Raw genomic sequence first — 23,456 nt, forward strand, 5'->3', positions numbered from 1 at the left:
AAAAATGTCAATAAAGACGTCAATTAAAAAATATAAACCTATTACTAATGGCTTACGTAATATGAGTGTTTCTAGTTTTTCTGAAATTACGACTCAAAAACCAGAAAAAAGTTTATTGGTTACTCGTAAAAAAATGAGTGGTCGTAATAATCAAGGTAAGATAACTGTTAGACATAAAGGTGGAGGCGTTAAGAGAAGATATCGTTTAATAGATTTTAAAAGAAATAAAGATAATATTATAGGTAAAATATCTCAAATTGAATATAATCCAAATTGTAGTGCTAACGTTGCTTTGGTTTATTATTCAGATGGTGAAAAAAGATATATTTTATGTCCTAAAGATTTAAATGTCGGTTCTAAAATTTTATCTGGACCTAAATCTGATATTAAAATTGGTAATACTTTACCTTTAATTAATATTCCTATTGGTACTAAAGTTCATAATATTGAATTAAAGCCAGGTAAAGGAGGTCAATTAGCTCGTAGTGCTGGAACTTATGTTCAAATTATTAGTAGAGAAGATAAATATGTTTCTTTGCGATTACCTTCTGGTGAAGTTCGTAAAGTTTTAAGTTCTTGTCGTGCTACTATTGGTGAAATTGGTAATGAATCTCATAAATTAATTAATTATGGTAAAGCTGGTAAAAAACGTTATTTAGGTATTAGACCTACTGTTAGAGGATCTGCTATGAATCCTAACGATCATCCTCATGGAGGTGGTGAAGGTCGCGCTCCTATTGGTCGTAAATCACCAATGACTCCTTGGGGTAAAAAAGCTCGAGGTGTTAAAACTAGAGATCGTAAAAAGAAATCAAATTTTTTAATTATTAGAAGTCGTAAAAAATAATTAGGAGAAAAAAAATATGTCACGTTCAGTTAAAAAAGGCCCTTTCTATGATAATCATTTATTAGTTAAAGTTTTAAAACAAAAAGATATTAAAAATAAAAAAGTTATTCAAACATGGTCTAGAAGAACAACTATTTTGCCCCAATTTATAGGAAATACTTTTGCTGTTTATAATGGTCGCGTACACATACCTGTTTATATTAATGAAGATATGGTAGGACATAAATTAGGAGAGTTTTCTCCGACACGCACTTATCGTGGGCATGATAAAAAAGATAAAAAAATTCAAAAAAAATAGTAGAAAGGAATAAAAAAAATGATTTCTAAAGCTATTATAAAAAAAGTTTCAATTGCTCCTCGAAAAGCACGTTTAGTAGTTAATTTAATTCGTGGTAAAGAAATTAAAGTAGCTAAAGCTATTTTAATGTTTACTCCTAAAGCAGCTTCAAATATTATTTTAAAACTTTTAAATAGTGCTGAAGCTAATTTATTGCAAAATGTTAATTTAAATTCTAATGATTTTTATATTTCTGAAGTTTATGTTAATGAAGGATTACGTTTAAAACGTTTGTTTCCTAGAGCTAAAGGTTCGGGTGATATGATTAAAAAAAGAACTAGCCATATTGTTTTAAAATTATCTGTTACAAAAGAAATTAAAAAAGAAATTGAAACTAAAAAAAAGGAGGTCAATGTTTATGGGACAAAAATCTAATCCTAATGGTTTAAGATTAGGCATTATTAAAGATTGGGATTCTAAATGGTTTGCAAATTTTAAAAAAACTCCACAATTTATTCATGAAGATTTTTGTATTCGTAATTTTATTAATAAAAATTATTCTAAATCTTTAATTTCTAAAATTGAAATTGAACGTAGTAAGAAAAAAGATAAAGAAATTATTAAAATTAATTTACATGTTGTTAAGATTAATATAATTAACGGTAAAGATAATGAATTACTTAAAAAAATTACTAAACAAATAGAACAAATAACAAAAAAAGAAGTAGTTTTAAATGTTATAGAAATTAAAAATCCTGATAAAGTAGCTATTTTAGTAGCAAAAACAATGGCTGAACAATTAGAACAACGGTTTTATTTTAGACGTGTGCAAAAAATGGCTATTCAAAGAGTTTTAAAAACAGGAGTTAAAGGTGTTAAAACTTTAATTTCTGGTCGTTTAGGTGGTTTAGAAATGGCTCGTAGTGAAGGTTATTTAGAAGGTAGAGTACCACTTAATACTTTACGAGCAGATGTTGAATATGCATTTGCAGAAGCTCATACAACTTACGGTTCTTTTGGTGTTAAAGTATGGATTTTTCATGGTGATGTTTTACCAGGCGAAACTATTTTAGACACTAGAAAACCTTTTGTTATAAAAAGTAATTATATTTCTAAAAATAATAAAAAAAATAATAATTATAAAGGTGATAAATAATTATGTTAATGCCTAAGAGAACTAAATATCGTCGTCCTCATCGTCTAAGTTATGAAGGTAAGGTTAAAGGTAAAAATTTAATTGTTAATGGTAATTATGGTTTAATAGCGCAAGAGGGTAATTGGATTACCAATAAGCAAATCGAAGCTGCTCGTATTGCTATGACTCGTCATATGAAAAGAACAGGAAAAGTTTGGATTAACATTTTCCCTCATTTATCTTTAACTAGAAAACCTTTAGAAGTTCGTATGGGTTCAGGTAAAGGTACTCCAGAAGAATGGGTAGCTGTAGTTAAAAAAGGTAAAGTTTTATTTGAAGTAAGTGATTTAAATAATTCTGTTAAAGCCGAATTAGAAGCTTTAAGATTAGCATCACATAAATTGCCTATTAAAACTAAAATTGTTAAGAAGGGCGAACAAAAATAATGAAAATTCAAAAATTTCGTAAAATGACTATCAAAGAATTACAAGATAATTTAATTAATTTTAAAGAAGATTTTTTTCGTTTACGCTTTAAGTTATCTTTAGGTCAATTAACTAATACTTCTCAAATTAATAAAGTTAAAAAAGATATTGCTCGTATTAAAACTGTTATTACAGAGAATTTTTTATCTAAAAAAATTTTTCCAGAATTGAAAAATAATAATTTTAAAGATATAAGTGAAATTAAAAAAGAAAAAATAATATTATAAAAAAATAAAAAATAATTAAGGTAAATTTAATATTAATTTTTTTAACTATAATATAAGGAGGTATTGAAATGTTACGTAATTCTAGAAAAATTTTTATAGGTAATGTTGTATCTGATAAAATGAATAAAACTGTTACTGCGGTAGTGAATATTTATAAAAAAGATTTGTTATTTGGAAAAATAGTTAAAAAATCTAGAAAATTTTATGTTCATGATGAAATGGAAAAAGCCAAAAAAGGTAATTTAATTAGTTTTATGGAAACTAGACCTCTTTCTAAAACTAAAAAATTTCGTTTAATAAAAATTATTTCTAACAATGATAAGGATAAAAAACAATGATTCAACGAGAAAGTCGTTTAGTTGTAGCAGATAACAGTGGTGCTAAAGAGGTTTTAGTTATTAATATTTTAGGCGGGAGTACTGGTTTTTATGCTAATATTGGAGATATTGTTGTTGTAACTGTAAAAAAAGCAATTTCTTCTGGTAATGTTAAGGCAGGAGATGTATTAAAAGCTGTTATAGTTAGAACTAAATATGGTTTAAGACGAAAAGATGGTTCTTATATTAAATTTGATGAAAACGCTGTAGTTATTATTAAAGATGATTTAACCCCAAGGGGTACTCGTATTTTTGGTTCAATAGCACGTGAACTAAGAGAAAAAAAATTTACTAAAATTATTTCTTTAGCACAAGAAGTATTATAGTATTATAAAGGAAGTACGATAATGCGTATTAAATTAGGTGATCAAGTAGCAATTATTACCGGTAAAAAACGTTTTGTTACTAATGACAATGGTAAAAAAATTATTAAAACTGGAAAAATTTTAAAAATTTTTCATAAACAACAAAAAGTATTAGTTGAAGGTATGAATATTGTTTGTAAACATAAAGCTCCTTTAAAAGATGAAGATAAAGGTAATATTATTAAACAAGAAGCGCCAATACATATTTCTAATGTAGCTTTAATTGATTCTGTAAAAAATGTTCCCACCAGAGTTGGTTATCGTATAGAAAATAATAAAAAAGTTCGTTATTTTAAGAAATCAGGAACTATAATAGAAGATTTAAACTAAGGAGAAATTTTAATAAATGACAAAAAGACATCATAATAAAGAAGAAATAATTTCTTTTTTAATTAAAAAATTTAGTTATAAATCTTTGATGCAAGTTCCTAAAATAGATAAAATTGTTATTAATATGGGTGTTGGTGATGCCGCAACTAATCCTAAAGTTTTAGAAAATGTTTTTCAAGAATTAACTTTATTAAGTGGACAACGTCCAGTAGCTACTAAAGCTAAAAAATCAATTTCTAATTTTAAATTAAGAGAAGGAATGCTTATCGGGGTTAAAGTTACTTTAAGAGGTGAACGAAAAGAATCATTTTTGTATAAATTAACTCAAGTAGTTTTGCCTCGTGTAAGAGATTTTAGAGGTGTTTCACCTAAATCTTTTGATGGAAGAGGAAATTATTCTTTAGGTTTAAAAGAACAAATTGTTTTTCCAGAAATAAATATTGATAAAATCACTAAAAATCGTGGTATGGATATTGTTATTGTTACTACTGCTAAAACCAATGAAGAAGCTAAAAAATTATTAGAACTTTACGGCATGCCTTTTAAAGATTAAGGAGAAAATATATGGCTAAAAAATCTAAAATAGTTAAAAATAAAAAACAATTGTTATTAATTTCAAAGTATGCTGAGAAATATTTTGAATTAAAAAAAAATGCCGACTATGAAGGTTTATCAATGATTCCTGCTAAAGCTTCTAAAGTACGTTATAGAAATAGAGACTCAATTGATGGTCGTTCTCGTGGATATATGCGAAAATTTGGTATTTCTAGAATTAAATTTAGAGAACTAGCACATAAAGGTGAAATTCCGGGCATTAAAAAAGCTAGTTGGTAAAACAAGAGGAGGTTAATAAATAATATATGGTTATGACTGATAATATTGCTGATATGTTAACTCGAATTAGAAATGCTAATCAAATGCATCATTCACAAGTAATAGTTCCAATTTCTAAGTTAAAATTGGCAATTTTGAAAGTATTAAAAGAAGAAGGTTTTATTAAAAACTTTTTTATTAAAGAATTAAAACGAGAAATTATTATTAGTTTAAAGTATACATTTGAAAGAGAAAGAGTTATCAAAGGTTTAAAAAAAGTTTCTAAACCGGGTTTAAAAGTTTATGCTTCGGTAGAAAAAATTCCTAAAGTATTAGGTGGTTTAGGTATTGCATTAATTTCTACTAATAAAGGTATTTTAACAGATAATAAAGCTCGTTTAGAAAAAGTAGGCGGAGAAGTATTGGCTTATATTTGGTAATGAAAGGAATAACAACATGTCAAGAATAGGCAATAAAGAAATTAAAGTTCCTGAAATTGTTAATATACAAATTAAGGATAAAAATTTTATTGTTGTTTCAGGCCCTCAGGGAAAACTTGAATATCAATTTAATCATAAAATTAAAATTCTTCTTATAAATAATATTATCAAAGTAACACGTCCTAATGATGAACTTTTTATGAAAAAAATTCATGGTACTACTCGTGCTTTATTATCTAATATGATTGAAGGGGTAGAAAAAGGATTTGTTAAGCGTTTAGAAATTGTAGGTTTAGATTATAAAGTTGATTTGCAAGGTGAGAAACTAATTTTACATTTAGGTTTTTCACATCCTATTACAATTATTATACCTAAAGGTATTAATATAGAAATTCCTAAAAAAATTAAAGGTATTCATATTAAAGGAATAGATAAACAATTTGTAGGTGAATTTGCTTCTAAAATAGCTAAATTACGTAAACCAGAACCTTATAAAGGTAAAGGTATTCGTTTTGAAGGTCAATATGTTATTCGTAAAGCTGGTAAGAGTGCTAAAAAATAAAGAAAGGTCAATTAAATAGTTTATGATCATTAAAAAAATATCTAATTTAGTTCGTAAAAAACGTCATTTAAAATTAAGAAAAAAAATTATCGGTACAAACCAAAAACCACGTTTAAATATTTTTCGTTCTAATAAATATTTTTATATACAATTAATAGATGATGAAAAGCAAATAACTTTATGTAGTGTTCATAGTAAAGAAGTCGATTCTAAAGGTTTAAATATAACAACAGCTACTAAAGTTGGTGAATTGATAGCTAAAAAAGCTTTAGCTCAAGGAATTATTAATGTAGTTTTTGACAGAGGCGGTTTTTTGTATCATGGAAAAATCGAAGCTTTAGCTAATGCTTCTCGAAGATTAGGATTAAAGTTTTAAGGATAGTTGATATGATAAAACAAAAATTTAATAAAAAAGTAAATTTATTTGAAGAAAAAGTAGTTAAAATAAAACGCATTACTAAGGTAGTTAAAGGCGGAAGACGTTTTCGTTTTGCTGTTTTGTTAGTTGTAGGCGATAAAAAAGGTAGAGTAGGTTTTGCTACTGGTAAATCTCAAGAAGTTATAGAGTCAATTAAAAAAGCTTCAGAAAAAGCAAAAAAAAATTTAATAACAGTACCTTTATTTAAAACAACAATTACACATTTGATTACTGGTCATTTTGGTGCTACTAAAATTTTTTTAAAACCAGTTTGTAAAGGTACAGGTATTATTGCAGGTGGTAATGCTGCAAGAACTATTTTTGAATTAGCAGGAATTAATGATATTTCAGCTAAAACTTTAGGTTCTAGAACATCTATTAATGTTTTAAGAGCTATTGTAGATGGTTTAAAAAAATTAAGAACAAAGGAAGAAATTGCTAAAATAAGAGGAATTTCTTTTGATAAGGTGGAATAATAAAAAATGAAAAAACCACAATTTATGATTATTTTAAATAAAAGTTTAATTGCTAGAACTAAATCACAAATTCAAACTGCACATATTTTAGGTTTAAGAAAAATTAATCAAAAAGTTATAAAAGATGATAATCCGGTTAATAGAGGTATGATGAGAAAAATTTATCATTTAGTTACTATTGAAAAAATTTAGAAAGGGTTTATAATTATGTTACATCAAATAAAACCATTTAAAGGTGCTCGTAAGACGGTTAAGCGTTTAGGACGAGGTTGTGGAAGTGGTACTGGTAAAACTTCTGGTAAGGGTCATAAAGGACAATTAGCACGTTCTGGCGGTGGTGTTAGACCAGGTTTTGAAGGAGGTCAAATACCTTTTTTTCAGAGAATTCCTAAACGTGGATTTCACAATGTTAATCAAAAAAAATATTCTATAGTTAATTTAGGTACATTAGAAATATTGGAAAATAATACTTTAGTTAATGAAGAATTATTATTAGAGAAAAAAATTATTAAAAGTATATTACCTAACGGAGTTAAAATTTTATCTCATGGAAAATTAACAAAAAAATTAAATTTTCAAGTTTCTAAATATTCAAAAAAAGCTCAAGAAAATATAAAATTAGCAGGCGGAAATATTGAGGTTAATTAAGGGATGTTAAAAAACATAAAATTAATTTTTAACAGTAAATTAATTTCAAGAATTGTTTTTACTTTATTTATTATTTTTATTTTTATTTTAGGACGTAGTATACAAATTCCGTTTTTACCTGTTAACATAGCGGCAATTATGAAAATTTTTAAAAAATTTAATCAAAATCAATTTTTAATTAATTTTGATCTTAGTAATTTTAATTTATTATCTTTAAGTATATATCCTTATATTACTGTTTCTATTTTTATTCAATTGGTTCAAAAATTAATTCCTCATTTGAAAGAATGGCGTGAACAAGGTGAAGTTGGAAAACAAAAATTAAATCGTTTAATTCGTTTTTTAGCTATTTTATTAGCTATGTTTCAAAGTTATTTAATGATGAATAAATATAATATTGAATTATTTAAAGATAAGATATATATATCGTTTTTTTTAGCTACTGGAACAGCTATTTCTATTTGGTTATCTGATTTAATTACAGCTAAAGGGATTGGTAATGGAACTTCAATTTTAATTATGGTTGGAATGAGTAGTGGAGTAATTAATACTTTTCAAAAAATATTTGAATTTTGGCATACTGATAAAATTAAATTTTTTTCTTTATTTTTATTATTATTATTTATTTTAATATCTACTGTTATAATTTATTTAGCTACTTTTAAAATTCCTATTATTTATCCTAATAAACAAAGTCAGGTAGAAAATTATATTCCTTTAAAAATTAATGTTTCCGGGGTATTGCCTATTATTTTAACGTCTACTTTACAAGCATTTTTTATGTTTTTTATTAATAATATACCATTTTTTAACAAATTAAGTTATAAAGATAAAATTATAGATTTTATTAGTATATCTACTAGTTTAGGAATTATTTTTTTTGTTTGTTTAATAATTTTTTTCTCTTTTTTAACTTCTTTTTTAATTGTAAATATTCATGATATCTCCGAACATTTATCTAAACAAGATGCTTATATTGAAAATTGCAGACCAGGTAAACAAACTACAGAAAAAATATCTTATGATTTTTTTAGGATTACGCTTATTGGTGTTTTGTTTATGGTTTTTTTATTTATATTACCTTTATTAATTAGTAAATTTTTTAATTTTACAGAATTTAAAATAGGAGGAACAGGGTTTTTAATTATTGTTGGTGTTTCTATTGAAACTTTACAACAAATTAGTTCTACTGTTAATAAAGAAGATTATGCAAAAATTTTTTAAAAAAATAATAATGATGTTTTTTAGTTTATATATTTATAGGTAAATTAAGTGATTTTTATTAAAACAGAAAATGAAATTCATTTAATGAAACAAGCTGGTTTTATTTTAAAACGTCTTAGAAAAATGTTAAGTTTATATTTAAAACCTGGTGTTTCAACTTACTATTTAGATACTTTAGCTAAAAATTTTATTAAAAAACAAAGAGCTATTTCTGCTTTTAAAAATTATAAAGGTTTTTCAAAACATATTTGTACTTCTGTTAATGAAGTAGTTGTTCATGGTATTCCTTCTAAAAAACAAATTTTAAAATCAGGAGATATTATTACTATTGATTTAGGCATTAATTATAAAGGTTATTTTGTTGATTCAGCATTTACTTATACTATTGGAACTGTTGAAACACCAATTATTCAATTAATAGATGTGACACAAAAAGCTTTATATGAAGGTTTAAAACAAGTTAAAACTCATAACTATATTATTGATATTTCGAGAGCTATAGAAGAGTTTGTTAAACCTTACGGATATGGAATTGTTAAGGATTTTACTGGTCATGGTATTGGAAAAAAATTGCATGAAGAACCTTATATTCCTAATTGTATAGTATATGAACAAAAAAACATTGAATTAAAACCAGGAATGACTTTTTGTATTGAACCAATGATTACTTTAGGTAGTGAAGAAATAGAAATTTTATTCGATAATTGGACTGCTGTTACTGTTGATCGCAGTTTTAGTGCTCATTTTGAACATACTGTTTTAGTTACTGAAAAAGATTATGAAATTTTAACTTAATATTTAAAAAAAGGTTGGTGATTTTATAAGTGTTAAAAAAAAAATTTTACAAAAAAAAAATTTTACAAAAAAAAGTGTTAAAACAAAATTATAAAGAAGATTTATTACAAGTAGATGCAAAAGTTGTTGAAGTTTTACCTAATGCAAATACTAAATTTAAGGTTCAATTAATGTCTAATAATAAGATTATTTTAGCTTATGTTTCTGGTAAAATTCGCATGAATAAAATTCGTGTTTTACTTGGTGATAGAGTTAAAGTAGAAATATCTATTTATAATTTTAACGAAGGACGTATTTTTTATCGTTATTCATAAAATTAATTAATATTTTTTCAAAAGGAGAAAATTATATAATGAAAGTAAGATCATCTGTTAAAAAACGTAGCCCGGATGATATTATTGTACGTCGAAAAGGGCGTGTTTATATCATTAATAAAAAAAATAGAAGACATAATCAAAGACAAGGATAATTTAAGAGGAGTATTTTTATGGCAAGAATTGCGGGTGTTGAAATTCCTAGTAATAAAAGAGTTGTAATTGCTTTAACGTATATTCGTGGTATTGGAATAAAAAAAGCTCAAAATATTTTGAGCGATTTGAAAGAAATTAATATCAATACTAAAGTAGAAGATTTAAAAGAACAACATTTAATTGCTATTAGAAATAAAATTCAAAATGGTAATTATTTAGTAGAAGGCGATTTAAAAAGAGAAGTTGTTTTAAATATAAAACGTTTGATGGAAAATGGATCTTATAGAGGTTTACGTCATCGTAAAGGTTTACCTTCACGTGGTCAAAATACAAGAAATAATGCTAGGACTATAAAAGGTAAGCGTAGAACAAAAAACACGGTTACTAATAATAAAAAATAGAAAAGGCTAATATTTGTTTATGATTAAGAAAAAAAAAAATAAAAATAAATTTAAAAAAAATATTAATTTAGGAATAGCACATATTCACACTACTTTTAATAATACTATTTTAACTATTACTGATTTACAAGGAAACACTATTACTTGGAGTAGTGCTGGTGCTTTAGGTTTTAAAGGAAGTCGTAAATCAACACCTTTTGCGGCTCAAATTGCATCATCAAATGCAGCAAAAGCAGCTTTAGAACATGGAATGTTAAAAGTAGAAGTTTTTGTTAAAGGTCCAGGCGCAGGACGAGAAGCTTCTATACGTTCTTTACAGGCTTCAGGATTAGAAATTACTTCGATTAGGGATGTTACAACAGTGCCACATAATGGTTGTCGACCTCCTAAACGTCCTCGTGGATAAGAATTTATAAAGATATGAAAAAAATTAAATTTATTAATCTTTTTTTTCTGGAAGAAAATTTATCTGAAGATTTATCTTTTGGTAAATTTATTATTCAAAATTTAGACCCTTCTTATGGTGTTACTATTGGTAATCCTTTAAGAAGAGTTTTGTTATCTTCTTTGCCTGGTGCCGGAATAGTTTATGTACAAATTCAAGGTGTTGATCATGAGTTTAGTACAATTTCTGGAGTTTATGAAGATGTAATGTCTATTGTTTTAAATTTAAAAAAAGTGGTAATATCTGTAGATTCGATAGATGATGATTTTGAACAAAAAATGGAATTATTTGTTTCAGGAAAAAAAAAAGTAACAGCTTCTTGTTTTGAACAAATTGAAGGTGTTAAAATTATTAATCCTGAACAAGAAATAGCTAATTTAGTATCTGAAAAAGCTTCTTTAAAAATGACTGTATTAATTAAAAGAGGAATAGGTTATGTTAGTGCTGAAGAAAATAAGGTTTATACAAAAAAAAAGATAGGTTTAATTAGTATTGATACTTTTTATACACCTGTTAATAAAGTTTCTTATGATATAGAAAAAAAATTAGGAGATAAAGAAGAATTAATAATTGAAATTACTACTAATAAATCTATTACAGCTAAAACCGCTTTAACTATGGCCTCTAAAATTTTATTTGATCATTTTAGTTTTTTAGCTAATTTAAATGAAAAAAAAGATCAAATCAGTTTTATTTATGAGCCTAAGAAAGAATTGCCTAATAAATCTCTAGAATTAAGGATTGATCAATTAGAATTATCTGTTCGTTTATTTAATTGTTTAAAAAAATCAGGAATTGAAAAAGTATCTGATTTAGTTTTATTAAAAGAAGAAGAAGTTTTTAAATTAAAAAGTTTAGGTAGAAAATCTTTTGAAGAATTAAAAGAAAAATTTAAGCAACATGGTCTTAAATTTCAAAATGATTTAGAAAAAAAATTATATTATGATGATGAAGAAGAAATAGAGGAATAATTGGTATGGCTTATAGTAAATTAAGACGTAATAAATCTCAAAGAAAATCTTTATTAAGAAGTTTAGTTTCTGATTTAATTATTAAAGAAAAAATTATTACTACCGAATCTAAAGCTAAAGAATTACAAAAAAATGTTGAAAAAGTTATTACTTTAGCTAAAAAAAACAGTTTACATAGCAGACGTCAAGCAATTAAAAAATTATTTGATGAAAATATTAATAAAGAACAAACTGTTATTCAAAAATTATTTAAAACTACAGCCAGAAAATATATTAATAGAAATGGCGGTTGCACAAGAATAATTAAAACTGTTCCTCGTCGTGGGGACGCAGCTCCTATGGCTATAATTACTTTTGTTTAAAAGAATTAAATTTTAAAAATGTCTTATTTTATTTATATAAGGCATTTTTATTAAAATATTAATATAATTGAGTATTTATATTTTATAATAAAGTAATCTTTTATTAATTGATTTTAAATTATATTTTTATATATAAAAAAAATAATAATTTATTAAAAATAAATAATAATATTTTATTTAATATATAATAAAGGTAAGGGTTATTATCTTTTATGTTAGAAATTCAAAATTTAAGTTTTATTTATGATGATAAAAAAGTATTAAAAAATTTAAGTTTTAATATTTACAAAAATAATTGGGTCTCTATTATGGGTCATAATGGTTCGGGTAAATCAACTTTAGCTAAAATTTTAGTCGGATTGTTAGAACCTTATGAAGGAAATATTTTAATTGATGGTTTAAAGTTAAATTATAATAATTTACCATTTTTACGTAATAAGATTGGTATGGTTTTTCAAAATCCAGATTATCAATTTATAGGTCATACAGTAAAAGATGATATAGCTTTTGGTTTAGAAAATCAAAATTTGTCCAGAAATGAAATTATAAAAAGGGTTTATGATTATTCTGAAATGGTTGGTATGAGTAATTTTTTAAATAAAAGTCCACAAGAACTTTCTGGAGGACAAAAACAGAAAGTTACTATTGCATCTGTTTTAGCTATGCAACCAGAAATTATTATTTTTGATGAAGTTACTTCTTTTTTAGATGATAAGTCAAAAAAAGAAATTGAAAATATTATTAAAAAAATTAAAGATAAAATTGTTATTACTATTACTCATGATCTAGATTTTGCTTCTAAAAGTGATGAAATTATTGTTTTATCGCAAGGTCAATTAGTAAAGAAGGATAAACCAGAAATTATTTTAGAGAATCAAATTTTTTTAAATCAAAATAATTTAGAACCAACTTTAGCTTTAAAAATTTATTATGAAATAAAAAAAGATATTATGTTTTATAAAGATAAAAAAATTAAAGATATAAAAATATTAGAAAAGATGAAAGAAATTTTATGGCTATACAATTTGAAAAAGTAAAATTTTTTTATGATAAAAAAAATAAAATTTTTTCTTTAAAAGATATTAATTTAAGTATTAAATCTGAAGGTGAATTTATTGCTTTAATTGGTAAAATAGGTTCTGGCAAAACCACTTTAGTTCAATTAATGAATTCTTTATTAATTACTGATATTGGTAAAATAATAATTTTTAATCAATTAATTAATTCTAAAACAAAAAAAAAAAATTTAATTGCTTTAAAAAAGAAAATAGGATTGGTTTTTCAATTTCCAGAGTATCAATTATTTGAAATTAGTGTTTTAAAAGATGTTATGTTTGCTCCTGAAAATTTTACTAATGATTATGAATTATCTAAACAAAAATCTATTCAAGTTTTAAAAAAAATTGGTATTTCAGAAGATTTATTTGATAAATCTCCTTTTCAAATTAGCGATGGTCAACAAAGAAAAGTAGCTATTGCAGGTATTTTAGCTATGGAACCAGATATTTTAATATTAGATGAACCTACAAGAGGTTTAGATTCTTTGAGTAAAAAAAATATAATGAATTTTTTTCAAGAAATATATAAAAAACAAAAAAAAACTATTATTATGATTACTCATGATATTAATTTAGTTGCTGAATATGCTTCTAGGATTTTATTTTTGGAACAAGGTGAACTTGTTTTTGATGGTTATAAAGAAGTTTTTTTTGAAAGTGATTATTTTTCTAAATTTGATTTAGGTTATCCACAAACTTTTAAAATTTTAAAACATTTACAACAAACTATTGGAATTCCTTTTGAAAATAAATATTGTTTTAAAACTTTATTAGAATATTTAAAAAAATTTTATCTTTAAAAAAATATTTTGAAGGGATTTTTTATGACGAAAAATGATTTAAATTCGAAATATGATCGAGAAATGATTTTTTCTGTTTCTAAATCTTCTTTATTGCAACGGATTCATCCTTCTTTTAAAATTGTAATTTTATTTTTTATACTTTTTATTATTTTTCGTTTACCTATTTATTTTTCAGAAGTCTCTTCCAATAAAGAAAAAATTTTATTTTTTATATATGGATTTTTATTTTTTTTATTATTTTTTTATTGTTTTTTTTATAATTATTTTTTTCAACATTTTCTTGAACAAATTAAAAATTTAAGATTTTTATTTATTTTTTCTCTATTGATTCAATTTGAATCTATAAATCAAAACAAAAATTTATTATTTGAAATCCCTTTTTATGATTGGGGTGGTTATAATAATTTTTTAATATTTATATTTTTAATATTCTTTTATAATATAACTAAAAAAAATTTTTTTTTCAAAATGATTTATTTTATTTTTTTATTATTTTTATTTTTTGTTTTTCCGAGTTTAATTATTTCATTAAATAATGTTGAAAATATATCATTTTTAACATCATCAAATATTAAAAATTATGGTTTACAACGAAAATCTTTTTTTCAAAGTTTTTTTATTTTTTTACGATTAATAATTATTATTATGATTATTTTTGTTTTTAATAAATCAACTTCTTTTATGGAAATTAACGATGGTTTAAGAATAATTTTATGTCCATTAAAAAAAATTAAAATACCAGTAGAAATATTTACTTTTATGTTATCTTTAATTTTTATTTCTGTACCTTTTTTATTTCAAGAAACTGAAAAAATTTTAAAAGCTCAAACATCTAGAGGAATGGATTTACAAAATAAAAATTTTTTAAAAAAAATTAATAATTTGTTATCTTTACTAATTCCTATTTTTGTTTTAGTTTTTAAAAGATCTTTAATTTTAGCTAACGCTATGGAAGTAAGGGGCTATGTTTTAGGAGCTCCACGTACTAAAATGATTTTTTATAAAGTTACAAAAATTGATATTTTTTTTATTATTATGATAGTTTTTGTTTTTTTATTAATTAATTTTATTTTTTGATATATTAAAAAGTCAAAAATATAGGAGATAAAATTGCAAGATTTTAATTATAAGTTAGTTTTAAGTTATGATGGTACTGATTATTATGGATTTCAAAAACAATTACATTTAAATACAATCCAATCTATTTTAGAAAACGTTTTAAATAAAATAACTAAGCAAAAAACAATTAAAATTTACGGCGCCAGTAGAACAGATAAAGGAGTACATGCTTTAGGTCAAATAGTACATTTCAAACTCCCTTTTTTAATTCCTAATGAACAATTTCAAAAAATATTAAATTTTTGTTTACCACCTGATATTCAAATTATAAAAATTAGTTTAATGCCAAAAGAATTTCATGCTCGTTTTCAAGCTAAATCTAAAATTTATCATTATGTTTTTTCTAAAACAAAATTAAATGTTTTTAATTATCGATTTCAAGTTTATATCCCTAATATTGATTTTAATAAAATCAAAGAAGCAATATTATTTATTGAAGGTAAACATGATTTTTATTTATTTACTTCAAAAAAAAATTTAAAAAATTATCAAAGAATTATTTTTAAAGCCTTTATGAAAGAAACAAAACAAAAATATTTTTTGATAATTCATGGTAATAGTTTTATTCAACACATGATTCGTTTTTTAGTTGGTTTTTTAATTGAAATTGCTCAAAATAAAAAAACTTTATCAGAATTTAAACAAATGTTAGATTTAAAAATTAATCAAAAAGCTAGGTTATTAGCACCAGCTAAAGGTTTAATTTTAAAAAAAATTTTTTATTAATTATAATAAGGAGCGAGATAATGTTTATTTCTTTTGAAGGTGGAGAAGGTACAGGAAAAACTTTTTTATCAAAAAAATTAGAAAAAAAATTAATGGAAAACAATTATTCAACAATACTTACTAAAGAACCTGGGGGTTGTTTACAAACCGAACCGATTAAAAAAATACTTTTAAATTCTTTTTTTAAAAAATTAAATTGTTACAGTGAGTCTTTATTATATGCAGCAGACAGAATAGAACATTTAAATCAAATTATTATTCCATCTTTTGAACAAAAAAAAATTGTTATTTGTGATCGTTTTTTAGATTCATCAGTAGCTTATCAAGGATATGGAAGAAATTTAGGAGAAGAGTTTATTTATAAAATTAATTTTTATGCTTTAAAATATTTACCTGATATTACTTTTTATATTGACATAGATCCTTTTATTGGTATTCGACGTATTAAAAATTTTAGAAAAGAAAAATTAGATAATTTTGATTTAGAAAAAATGGATTTTCATCAACGTGTAAGAGAAGGTTATTTAAATATTTTTAAAAAAAATAAATCAAGAATTATATTAATTGATGGTAATCAATCTTTAGAAAATATTTTTGAAATTATTTATAAAAAAGTTATAGAATTTTTTAATATTAAGAATCAATAATGATATTAAAATCATTTGAATTATATCAAAAGTTTCAAAAAATTATTCAAAATAAAAAAATATCTCATTTGTATTTAATTGAAGGTAACAAAATTTTCAATAAAAAAGAATTAGTTATTAAAATATCTTATGAAATTTTAAAAATTAATAATCCAAATTTAACATTAGAACAATTAATGATTACAAACACTTATTCTAATTTTTATTATTTAACTAAAAACGATTCTTTAATTATAAAGGAAGATATTTTAAATTTAAAGTTTTATTTTTTACAAAAACCTTTATTATATAAAAAAAGAGTTTATGTAATTGAAAATATTAATAATATGACTTATTCAGCTAGTAATATTTTATTAAATTTTTTAGAAAATCCTATTAATCAAGATACTCATGGTTTTTTATTGTCTGAAGATTCATCACAAGTATTACCAACGATTCTATCACGTTGTCAAGTTTTTAGTTTACCTTTTTCTTATTTTGCTGAAGAACAAAAAAAATATTTGTTGTTTCAAGAAGAAGGTTTTGAATTTATAGATTGTTTTTTGATGTCTTTAATTCAAAAAGAAAGAATAAATTTACTTTTTTTTAATAGTTCTTACTATATTAATTTTAAAAAAACTTTTTTAAATATTATTGATGGTTTGCAAAAATCATATTTTTTAAGAACTATATTTATTAATTTTCCTATAATAAAAGAAAAAAAGGGTTGGTTTCGAGATTTATTAATTTGTTTGTTAAAATATTTTATAGTTATTTTTTACAAAAAAACAAACATTGATTGTTTTTATGATTATAAATCATCAGATATTTTTTTTATAGATTTTTCTATCCAAAATTTAAATATGATAATAAATTTAATTATAAGTTTACAAAAAAAAGAAAAATACTTATTTACTGATGAAGATTTATTTATGACTTTATTAATTGGTTTAGATGAAATTTGTTTTATAAAATAATATTTTTAAATTAAAGGAAAATTAAATTTAATGTTTTTATCACAAAAAAGTTTTATAGAAATAAAACCTACTTTATATTTAGTATCTACTCCAATCGGCAATTTATCTGATATAACTTTAAGAGCTTTACAAATTTTAAAATCTGTTGATTTTATTTTAGCAGAAGATACAAGAATATCAAAAAAACTTTTAGATTTTTATGATATTAAAAAACCCATAATTTCTTTTTATCAATATAATCAACAAAAACGTTTAAATAAAATATTACAACTTTTAACTTCTAAACATGATTTAGCTTTAATTAGTGATGCTGGAACACCTTTAATTAGTGATCCCGGTGATGTATTAGTTCAAGAGGTGCAAAAAAGGGGTTTTCATACAATAGCTATTCCTGGAGTAACTGCTTTTTTAACAGCTTTTATTACGTCTTCTTTTAAATTACCTTTGATTTTTTTAGGTTTTTTGCCTCGTTCACAAAATAAAAAAAATTTTTTTTTATTAAAATATAAATTTTGTGAAGCAACTTTATTAATTTATGAATCATCTTATAGAGTATTAGAAACTTTAAAATTGCTAAAAAAACTTTATGGTAATAGAAAAATTTCTTTAGCAAGGGAATTAACTAAAAAATTTGAACAAATAATTAATACTTCTTTAGAAGAAATTTTAAAAAAAGAATTATTTTTAAAAGGTGAATATGTTATAGTAATTGAAGGTTTTAATAAATCTTTTATGTTTTTTGAAAATTTTTCCTTATTACAACATATTCAATTTTATTTAAAACAAGGTTTTAGTGAAAAAGAATCTTTTCAAAAGGTTTCTAAAGAAAGAAAAATTTCCAAGAGAGAAATTTATAAAAAATATAAAATTTAATTTTTGAGGAATTATAAAAAAATGAAAAAAAAAGAAAAATTTTATCTTGCAACCGCTATTTCTTATGCTTCAGATATTCCTCACGTTGGTAATGTTTATGAAGTTGTTTTAGCTGATTTTTTAGCTCGTTTTAAAAGATTAGAAGGTTATGATGTTTATTTTCAAACCGGAACAGATGAACATGGTCAAAAAATATTACAAAAATCAAAATCTAAAAATGAAAAACCACAAATTTATGTTGATTATTTTTCTAAAGAAATTAGAAGAATTTATGATTTAATGAATATTAGTTATAATAAATTTGTTAGAACTTCTAACGAAAACCATAAAAAATCAGTACAAGCGATTTTAGATAAGTTATATAGGCAAAAAGATATTTATTTAGGCAAATACGAAGGATTTTATTCTGTTATTGAAGAATCTTATGTATTAGAAAAAGATTTAGTAAATGGATTGACTAAAAATGGCGAAGTTCCAATATGGAATAGCGAGGAAGTTTATTTTTTTAAATTATCTAAATATCAAAAAAAATTATATGATTTTTTAAAAAATGATAATTTTTTAATTAAGCCAGCTAATAAAAAACAAGAGATTTTAAATTTATTAAAAGATCCTTTGCCTGATTTATGTATTACTAGAACTTTTTGTAAATATGGTATCAATTTAAATTTTAATTCACAACATTTTGTTTATGTTTGGGTTGATGCTTTGTTAAATTATATTACTGGTTTAAATTATCATCCGGATTTACCTAAAAGTAAAGAATTTTTAAAATATTGGCCGTGCGATCTTCATATTATAGGGAAAGATATTATACGTTTTCATTTAGTTCATTTTTTAATTTTATTAATATCTTTAGAATTGCCTTTACCAAAACAATTTTTTGTACATCCTTTTATTTTGTTTGATAAAAATAAAATGAGCAAATCTAAAGGTAATGTTTTATATATTGATGATTTATTAAAAACTTTTTCAGTTGATACAATTCGTTATTTTATGTTACATGAAATACCATATAATCAAGATGGAAATATTACACATGAGTTATTAATAGAAAGAAATAACACTGATTTAGCTAATACCATAGGTAATTTATTAAGTCGAACTTTAGGTATGTTAAAATCTTATCGTAATTATAATTTAAAAAAGGTTATTTTACCAGAAATTTTAGAAATTGATTTATCTAAAAAATCTTTAGAAGCTTTACCGTTGATAAAAAAAAAAATATTGAATTTTCAAATTTCTGATTCTTTAGAAGTTATTATGCAATTAGCTCGTTTTTCTAATAAATATATTGATTTAGCTAAACCTTGGATATTATTTAAAAAAAGTGATAAACAAGATATTTTAGATCATGTTTTATATAGTTTAGTAGAAACTTTAAGATTTATTGGTGTTTTATTGCAACCCTTTTTACCGACTACAGCTAAATCTATTTTAAAACAAATTAAATCTGAAAATAATACTTTTGATAGTTTAGAAATTTTTGGCGTAACTGAAAGTAAAAAATTATATTCAAAAGAAATACTTTTTATTCGTTTTGAAGATAATAATTAATTTTTAATTTTAAATTTTAATATATTTAAAAGATTTTTATTTATAAATTAATTTTAAAAAAATATAATATATTGGTATTTAATTTTTTTTTAAATATAAACGTTTATAATTTTATTTTTATAATAGTTTGAAAAAATAAATGTTCTAAAAAAAGGAGTTTTTTTAAAATTATATGGGATTAAAATTAAATTTATCTGGTATAAAAAAATTTATTAATTTTGAAACAGAAAGCCAGCAATTAATATCTAAAATTAAAATAATTCATCAAAATATGCAAAATAAAAAAGGTGTTGGTAAAGATTTTTTAGGTTGGTTAGATTTACCTTTTAAAGTTAATTATAAAGAAGTTATTAAAATTAATCAAATAAAATCTTATTATGATTTAGAAGTTTTAATAGTCATTGGAGCGGGTGGTTCTTATTATGGTGTAAAAGCTGGTTTAGATTTTTTAAAATTTGACTTTATATTATCTAAACCCCAGATTATTTTTGCTGGTTATCAAATATCAGGTTTTTATTTATCTAATTTAATTAAATATTTAAAAAACAAAAATTGGGCTATTAATGTTATTTCTAAATCAGGAAATACTATTGAACCAGCTATTGCATTTCGAATTTTAAAAAAAGAGTTAGAATTTAAATTTGGTAAAAAAGAAACTAAAAAAAGAATTTTTGTAACAACTAGAAAAAATAAAGGTAATAATTTATTTAATTTAGCTTTGCAAGAGGGATATGAAGTTTTTGATATTCCAAAATCAATAAGTGGACGTTTTAGTGTTTTATCTACGGTAGGATTTTTACCTTTTATTTTTGCCAATATTAATATAGAAAATATTTTAAAAGGTGCTAGAGATGCATTTTATGATACTAATAGTTATGAATTATCAAAAAATCTTTCTTATCAATATGCTATTGCTAGATTTTGTTTATATCAAAATAAAAAACATATTGAATTGTTAGTTAGTTATGAACCTAATTTAATTTCTTTTACTGATTGGTGGAAACAATTATTTGCAGAATCTGAAGGAAAAGATGGTAAATCTCTTTTTCCATGTGGTCTTTATGCTACTTCAGAATTACACTCTTTAGGGCAATATTTACAAGAAGGTCCGAAAATTTTTTTTGAAACTATTTTAAATGTTAAAAATATGCCTGACGATTGTTTTATTCCTAATTTATGTAATAATATTGATAAATTAAATTATTTATCGAATACAAGTTTATCTTATATAAATCAAAATGCTTTAAAGGCTGTAAAAATGGCTCATATTAAAGGTAATGTGCCTAATATAGAAATTATTTTTGATAATTTAGATGAATATCATTTTGGTTATTTAGTATATTTTTTTGAAAAAGCTTGTGCCCTTTCTGCTTATCTTTTAGAAGTGAATCCTTTTGATCAACCTGGAGTAGAAAATTATAAAAAAAATCTTTTATCTTTATTATATACAAAATAATAAAATTTTATTTACCAATTTTTTTTATTATTTTAAATATGTTAATGAATTTATTTTTTGATTTTATAAAAACAAAAAAATTTAAAAATTAATTTCAGAAATTTATTATTTTTTTTTGTATTTAATATTTATTATTAACTATTGATAAACTTTTTAAAATAAAATTGAATTAATATATTCGAATATAATTTCAAGTTTATTATATAAAAAAATAATTTTAAAAATATTAAATAAAAAATTATATTTTATTCAAAATAGTTTAAAAAAATTTTTAATTTGTTTAAAATTATTATCACAAAAATATTTCAATTGGTTTATTGTTGACAAATGAAAAAAATCTAGTTATAATATAGTTTAAGAAAAAGAGGTAAAAATATTATTTTATATGAAAAGAACATATCAACCAAGTAAAATTAAAAGACAAAGGACTCATGGTTTTAGAGCTAGAATATCTACTATTGGAGGTAAAAGAGTTATTAATGCAAGAAGATCTAAAGGTCGTATGCGTTTAACAGTTTAATTATTGAATTATAAAATATAAAGATTCTAATTATAAAAATTTTTATTTATTTTTAGAGATTTATAATTTATTAAAATTAATCTAAATTTAAACTTATGAAAAAAAAATTTATTATTAAAAAAGATATTGATATTAGTAATATTTTAAAATTTAAAAAAAGTATTGGTAATTCTTTTTTTGTTTTATATCATGTAAAAAATAAAACTCAAACACATTTTAAATTTGCTTTAAGTATAGGTAAAAAATATGGCAAAGCTTATGAAAGAAATTTAATTAAAAGACGTTTAAGAATGATTATTAAGGAATTTCATGTTTTAATTGATTTTAAAATATCTTTTGTTTTAGTTATAAAACCTAAAGCTAAAAATTTAATATTTCAACAAATTAAAAAAGAGTTTTTTATTTTATTAAAAAGATCTAATTTAGTAATTTAAATTTAGTTAGGAATTAAAATATTATGTTCAAACAAAGAAGTAATTTTACAAAAACTATTTTTTTAATATTATTTTTTATTGTTTTTTTTATTTTTATAAAATTTATCTTTATTAAATCAAAAACAAAAGAAAATGTACTTTATGTAGTTAATGTTTTTAAAAATAAAAATGCAATGTTAGAATTTAGTAAAGAATTAAAACCATATTTTAATAGTAAAAAAATATCTTTATCTAATCATGATATTAAACCATTTATTAAAAAACATTTTGATGTTTTTAAATTATATACTAATAATCAAGAACAAAATATTCAAATTAAACAATTAGAAGAAATTGAACTTGATAATATTCAAATAAACATTTTATATAATACAGACTCTTATTCTTTTGCTCCTCCTATTACTGTTGAAATTATTTATGATAATAGAATTCAAATTAAAAATATAATTAAATTCGACAATGAATATGATTTTAATTATCTTTGTTTTGATTCAACAGAAGATTATTCATATGGAACAAAAAATTTTCAACAACAAAAAATAAAAAAATTAAATAATATTAAGGATTTTTTTACTGTTTTAATCGGAACTAATTATCGATATATTGTTGATGACACCAGTGATAATTCAAAATATAAGAAATATTTTGGTATAAATTATAATAAAGAATTTTTTTTAAAATTTTTAAATAGTAGTAATAATATTGAAAAATTACCGTCATTAAAACATCATAAGTTATTTAATAATGAAAAAAATGAAATTAATTCCAAAGATTTAACTATGTATAATAATATTATTAAACAAGTTACTTTCGGTGATAATAACCCTCCTCATTTAATTTCTGAATTAATATTTAATGATAATCTTTCACTTAATTTTCCAATATTTGTCGATAATTACGGATATTTACCTATTCAATGGCCTTCTAAATTAAATTGGAGTGGTAAATTAGGTTTTTATTATATTTGGAATGTTTTAATAATTACTATTGGTTTTTTTCTATATATTTTTTCTTATTTTTTTGGTAATTTAGGATTTGGTATAATTTTAACTACTGTTTTAGTTAGAACTTTATCTTGGCCGATTTATACTAAAACTAGTACTTTTACTTTGAATATGAGTTTAGTACAACCCGAAATAGATAAAATTAGAGATAAATATATTTTAAAAAAAGATCCTGTTTCTATTCAAAAAATGCAATTAGAAACTTTAAAGGTTTATAAAAAATATAATATTGGTT

At 22.3% G+C, this 23,456-nt stretch carries 37 protein-coding genes; all 37 read left to right on the forward strand.

Going from position 1 to position 23,456, the window contains the following annotated elements; genetic code table 11:
- The first annotated feature begins 4 nt into the window (after window positions 1-4).
- A complete protein-coding gene (gene rplB / locus V9D86_RS02045; RefSeq protein ID WP_334331136.1) occupies window positions 5-847 on the forward strand; it encodes a 50S ribosomal protein L2 in 843 nt (280 codons plus the stop codon).
- Window positions 848-863: 16 nt separating this feature from the next.
- Window positions 864-1,145: a 30S ribosomal protein S19 gene (gene rpsS, locus V9D86_RS02050; RefSeq protein WP_334331137.1), complete on the forward strand. Its 282-nt coding sequence runs from the start codon at window positions 864-866 to the stop codon at window positions 1,143-1,145.
- A gap of 18 nt (window positions 1,146-1,163) precedes the next feature.
- Complete coding sequence (gene rplV, locus V9D86_RS02055; protein WP_334331138.1) at window positions 1,164-1,559, forward strand: 50S ribosomal protein L22; 396 nt, start codon at window positions 1,164-1,166, stop codon at window positions 1,557-1,559.
- Window positions 1,543-2,280 (forward strand): 30S ribosomal protein S3, encoded by a 738-nt coding sequence (gene rpsC, locus V9D86_RS02060; RefSeq protein WP_334331139.1) that lies wholly within the window; start codon window positions 1,543-1,545, stop codon window positions 2,278-2,280. The genes rplV and rpsC overlap by 17 nt, the downstream gene beginning before the upstream one ends.
- A 2-nt stretch (window positions 2,281-2,282) precedes the next feature.
- Window positions 2,283-2,705 (forward strand): 50S ribosomal protein L16, encoded by a 423-nt coding sequence (gene rplP, locus V9D86_RS02065; RefSeq protein WP_334331140.1) that lies wholly within the window; start codon window positions 2,283-2,285, stop codon window positions 2,703-2,705.
- Window positions 2,705-2,971, forward strand: coding sequence for a 50S ribosomal protein L29 (gene rpmC / locus V9D86_RS02070; RefSeq protein WP_334331141.1), 267 nt, complete (start codon window positions 2,705-2,707; stop codon window positions 2,969-2,971). The genes rplP and rpmC overlap by 1 nt, the downstream gene beginning before the upstream one ends.
- A 68-nt stretch (window positions 2,972-3,039) precedes the next feature.
- A complete protein-coding gene (gene rpsQ, locus V9D86_RS02075; protein ID WP_334331142.1) occupies window positions 3,040-3,309 on the forward strand; it encodes a 30S ribosomal protein S17 in 270 nt (89 codons plus the stop codon).
- Window positions 3,306-3,674, forward strand: coding sequence for a 50S ribosomal protein L14 (rplN, locus tag V9D86_RS02080; RefSeq protein ID WP_334331143.1), 369 nt, complete (start codon window positions 3,306-3,308; stop codon window positions 3,672-3,674). Before rpsQ ends, rplN begins: the two co-directional genes overlap by 4 nt.
- 21 nt (window positions 3,675-3,695) lie before the next feature.
- Window positions 3,696-4,043, forward strand: coding sequence for a 50S ribosomal protein L24 (rplX, locus tag V9D86_RS02085; protein ID WP_334331144.1), 348 nt, complete (start codon window positions 3,696-3,698; stop codon window positions 4,041-4,043).
- A gap of 16 nt (window positions 4,044-4,059) precedes the next feature.
- Window positions 4,060-4,596: a 50S ribosomal protein L5 gene (gene rplE, locus V9D86_RS02090; protein WP_334331145.1), complete on the forward strand. Its 537-nt coding sequence runs from the start codon at window positions 4,060-4,062 to the stop codon at window positions 4,594-4,596.
- An 11-nt stretch (window positions 4,597-4,607) separates the two neighbouring features.
- Window positions 4,608-4,877, forward strand: coding sequence for a 30S ribosomal protein S14 (gene rpsN, locus V9D86_RS02095; protein ID WP_334331146.1), 270 nt, complete (start codon window positions 4,608-4,610; stop codon window positions 4,875-4,877).
- 26 nt (window positions 4,878-4,903) lie between these two features.
- Window positions 4,904-5,296, forward strand: coding sequence for a 30S ribosomal protein S8 (gene rpsH, locus V9D86_RS02100; RefSeq protein ID WP_334331147.1), 393 nt, complete (start codon window positions 4,904-4,906; stop codon window positions 5,294-5,296).
- A gap of 16 nt (window positions 5,297-5,312) precedes the next feature.
- On the forward strand, window positions 5,313-5,858 hold the full coding sequence (gene rplF / locus V9D86_RS02105; RefSeq protein ID WP_334331148.1) for a 50S ribosomal protein L6: 546 nt from the start codon (window positions 5,313-5,315) through the stop codon (window positions 5,856-5,858).
- Window positions 5,859-5,880: 22 nt separating this feature from the next.
- Entirely contained in the window at window positions 5,881-6,234 is a 354-nt protein-coding gene (gene rplR, locus V9D86_RS02110) for a 50S ribosomal protein L18 (protein ID WP_334331149.1), read from the forward strand.
- Window positions 6,235-6,245: 11 nt separating this feature from the next.
- Window positions 6,246-6,752 carry a 30S ribosomal protein S5 gene (gene rpsE, locus V9D86_RS02115; RefSeq protein ID WP_334331150.1) on the forward strand — a complete coding sequence of 169 codons (507 nt, stop codon included), beginning with the start codon at window positions 6,246-6,248 and terminating at the stop codon, window positions 6,750-6,752.
- Between the two features lie 6 nt (window positions 6,753-6,758).
- Window positions 6,759-6,944 (forward strand): 50S ribosomal protein L30, encoded by a 186-nt coding sequence (gene rpmD / locus V9D86_RS02120; protein WP_334331151.1) that lies wholly within the window; start codon window positions 6,759-6,761, stop codon window positions 6,942-6,944.
- Window positions 6,945-6,959: 15 nt separating this feature from the next.
- Window positions 6,960-7,400: a 50S ribosomal protein L15 gene (rplO, locus tag V9D86_RS02125; protein ID WP_367950702.1), complete on the forward strand. Its 441-nt coding sequence runs from the start codon at window positions 6,960-6,962 to the stop codon at window positions 7,398-7,400.
- 3 nt (window positions 7,401-7,403) lie between these two features.
- Window positions 7,404-8,624: a preprotein translocase subunit SecY gene (locus V9D86_RS02130; RefSeq protein WP_334331152.1), complete on the forward strand. Its 1,221-nt coding sequence runs from the start codon at window positions 7,404-7,406 to the stop codon at window positions 8,622-8,624.
- 48 nt (window positions 8,625-8,672) lie between these two features.
- Window positions 8,673-9,419, forward strand: coding sequence for a type I methionyl aminopeptidase (gene map / locus V9D86_RS02135; RefSeq protein ID WP_334331153.1), 747 nt, complete (start codon window positions 8,673-8,675; stop codon window positions 9,417-9,419).
- Between the two features lie 29 nt (window positions 9,420-9,448).
- A complete protein-coding gene (infA, locus tag V9D86_RS02140; protein ID WP_437439145.1) occupies window positions 9,449-9,733 on the forward strand; it encodes a translation initiation factor IF-1 in 285 nt (94 codons plus the stop codon).
- A gap of 38 nt (window positions 9,734-9,771) precedes the next feature.
- On the forward strand, window positions 9,772-9,888 hold the full coding sequence (rpmJ, locus tag V9D86_RS02145) for a 50S ribosomal protein L36 (RefSeq protein ID WP_012504510.1): 117 nt from the start codon (window positions 9,772-9,774) through the stop codon (window positions 9,886-9,888).
- Window positions 9,889-9,906: 18 nt separating this feature from the next.
- Window positions 9,907-10,290, forward strand: coding sequence for a 30S ribosomal protein S13 (gene rpsM, locus V9D86_RS02150; protein ID WP_334331154.1), 384 nt, complete (start codon window positions 9,907-9,909; stop codon window positions 10,288-10,290).
- Window positions 10,291-10,309: 19 nt separating this feature from the next.
- The gene (gene rpsK, locus V9D86_RS02155; protein WP_334331155.1) at window positions 10,310-10,696 is read left to right on the forward strand and encodes a 30S ribosomal protein S11; all 387 of its coding nucleotides are present in this window, start codon (window positions 10,310-10,312) and stop codon (window positions 10,694-10,696) included.
- A 14-nt stretch (window positions 10,697-10,710) separates the two neighbouring features.
- On the forward strand, window positions 10,711-11,706 hold the full coding sequence (locus V9D86_RS02160) for a DNA-directed RNA polymerase subunit alpha (RefSeq protein WP_334331156.1): 996 nt from the start codon (window positions 10,711-10,713) through the stop codon (window positions 11,704-11,706).
- 5 nt (window positions 11,707-11,711) lie between these two features.
- Window positions 11,712-12,068 carry a 50S ribosomal protein L17 gene (gene rplQ, locus V9D86_RS02165; RefSeq protein WP_334331157.1) on the forward strand — a complete coding sequence of 119 codons (357 nt, stop codon included), beginning with the start codon at window positions 11,712-11,714 and terminating at the stop codon, window positions 12,066-12,068.
- Window positions 12,069-12,280: 212 nt separating this feature from the next.
- On the forward strand, window positions 12,281-13,105 hold the full coding sequence (locus V9D86_RS02170; RefSeq protein WP_334331158.1) for an ATP-binding cassette domain-containing protein: 825 nt from the start codon (window positions 12,281-12,283) through the stop codon (window positions 13,103-13,105).
- The gene (locus tag V9D86_RS02175; protein WP_334331159.1) at window positions 13,081-13,926 is read left to right on the forward strand and encodes an ATP-binding cassette domain-containing protein; all 846 of its coding nucleotides are present in this window, start codon (window positions 13,081-13,083) and stop codon (window positions 13,924-13,926) included. Before V9D86_RS02170 ends, V9D86_RS02175 begins: the two co-directional genes overlap by 25 nt.
- A 24-nt stretch (window positions 13,927-13,950) precedes the next feature.
- Window positions 13,951-15,006 (forward strand): energy-coupling factor transporter transmembrane component T, encoded by a 1,056-nt coding sequence (locus tag V9D86_RS02180; RefSeq protein WP_334331160.1) that lies wholly within the window; start codon window positions 13,951-13,953, stop codon window positions 15,004-15,006.
- Between the two features lie 33 nt (window positions 15,007-15,039).
- Window positions 15,040-15,774: a tRNA pseudouridine(38-40) synthase TruA gene (truA, locus tag V9D86_RS02185; protein WP_334331161.1), complete on the forward strand. Its 735-nt coding sequence runs from the start codon at window positions 15,040-15,042 to the stop codon at window positions 15,772-15,774.
- A 20-nt stretch (window positions 15,775-15,794) separates the two neighbouring features.
- Window positions 15,795-16,421, forward strand: coding sequence for a dTMP kinase (gene tmk, locus V9D86_RS02190; RefSeq protein ID WP_334331162.1), 627 nt, complete (start codon window positions 15,795-15,797; stop codon window positions 16,419-16,421).
- Window positions 16,421-17,377 (forward strand): DNA polymerase III delta subunit-related protein, encoded by a 957-nt coding sequence (locus V9D86_RS02195; protein ID WP_334331163.1) that lies wholly within the window; start codon window positions 16,421-16,423, stop codon window positions 17,375-17,377. The genes tmk and V9D86_RS02195 overlap by 1 nt, the downstream gene beginning before the upstream one ends.
- Window positions 17,378-17,407: 30 nt before the next feature.
- Complete coding sequence (rsmI, locus tag V9D86_RS02200; protein WP_334331164.1) at window positions 17,408-18,250, forward strand: 16S rRNA (cytidine(1402)-2'-O)-methyltransferase; 843 nt, start codon at window positions 17,408-17,410, stop codon at window positions 18,248-18,250.
- Window positions 18,251-18,271: 21 nt separating this feature from the next.
- On the forward strand, window positions 18,272-19,807 hold the full coding sequence (locus V9D86_RS02205) for a methionine--tRNA ligase (protein WP_334331165.1): 1,536 nt from the start codon (window positions 18,272-18,274) through the stop codon (window positions 19,805-19,807).
- Window positions 19,808-19,979: 172 nt separating this feature from the next.
- Window positions 19,980-21,263, forward strand: coding sequence for a glucose-6-phosphate isomerase (locus tag V9D86_RS02210; protein WP_334331166.1), 1,284 nt, complete (start codon window positions 19,980-19,982; stop codon window positions 21,261-21,263).
- A gap of 385 nt (window positions 21,264-21,648) precedes the next feature.
- Entirely contained in the window at window positions 21,649-21,783 is a 135-nt protein-coding gene (gene rpmH / locus V9D86_RS02215; RefSeq protein WP_334331167.1) for a 50S ribosomal protein L34, read from the forward strand.
- 95 nt (window positions 21,784-21,878) lie between these two features.
- On the forward strand, window positions 21,879-22,217 hold the full coding sequence (rnpA, locus tag V9D86_RS02220; RefSeq protein ID WP_334331168.1) for a ribonuclease P protein component: 339 nt from the start codon (window positions 21,879-21,881) through the stop codon (window positions 22,215-22,217).
- A 23-nt stretch (window positions 22,218-22,240) separates the two neighbouring features.
- A partial coding sequence (locus tag V9D86_RS02225; protein WP_334331169.1) for a YidC/Oxa1 family membrane protein insertase occupies window positions 22,241-23,456 on the forward strand: 1,216 nt, incomplete at its 3' end.

It is taken from the genome of Candidatus Phytoplasma prunorum, from assembly GCF_036924415.2.
GTDB lineage: Bacteria > Bacillota_I > Bacilli_A > Acholeplasmatales > Acholeplasmataceae > Phytoplasma > Phytoplasma prunorum.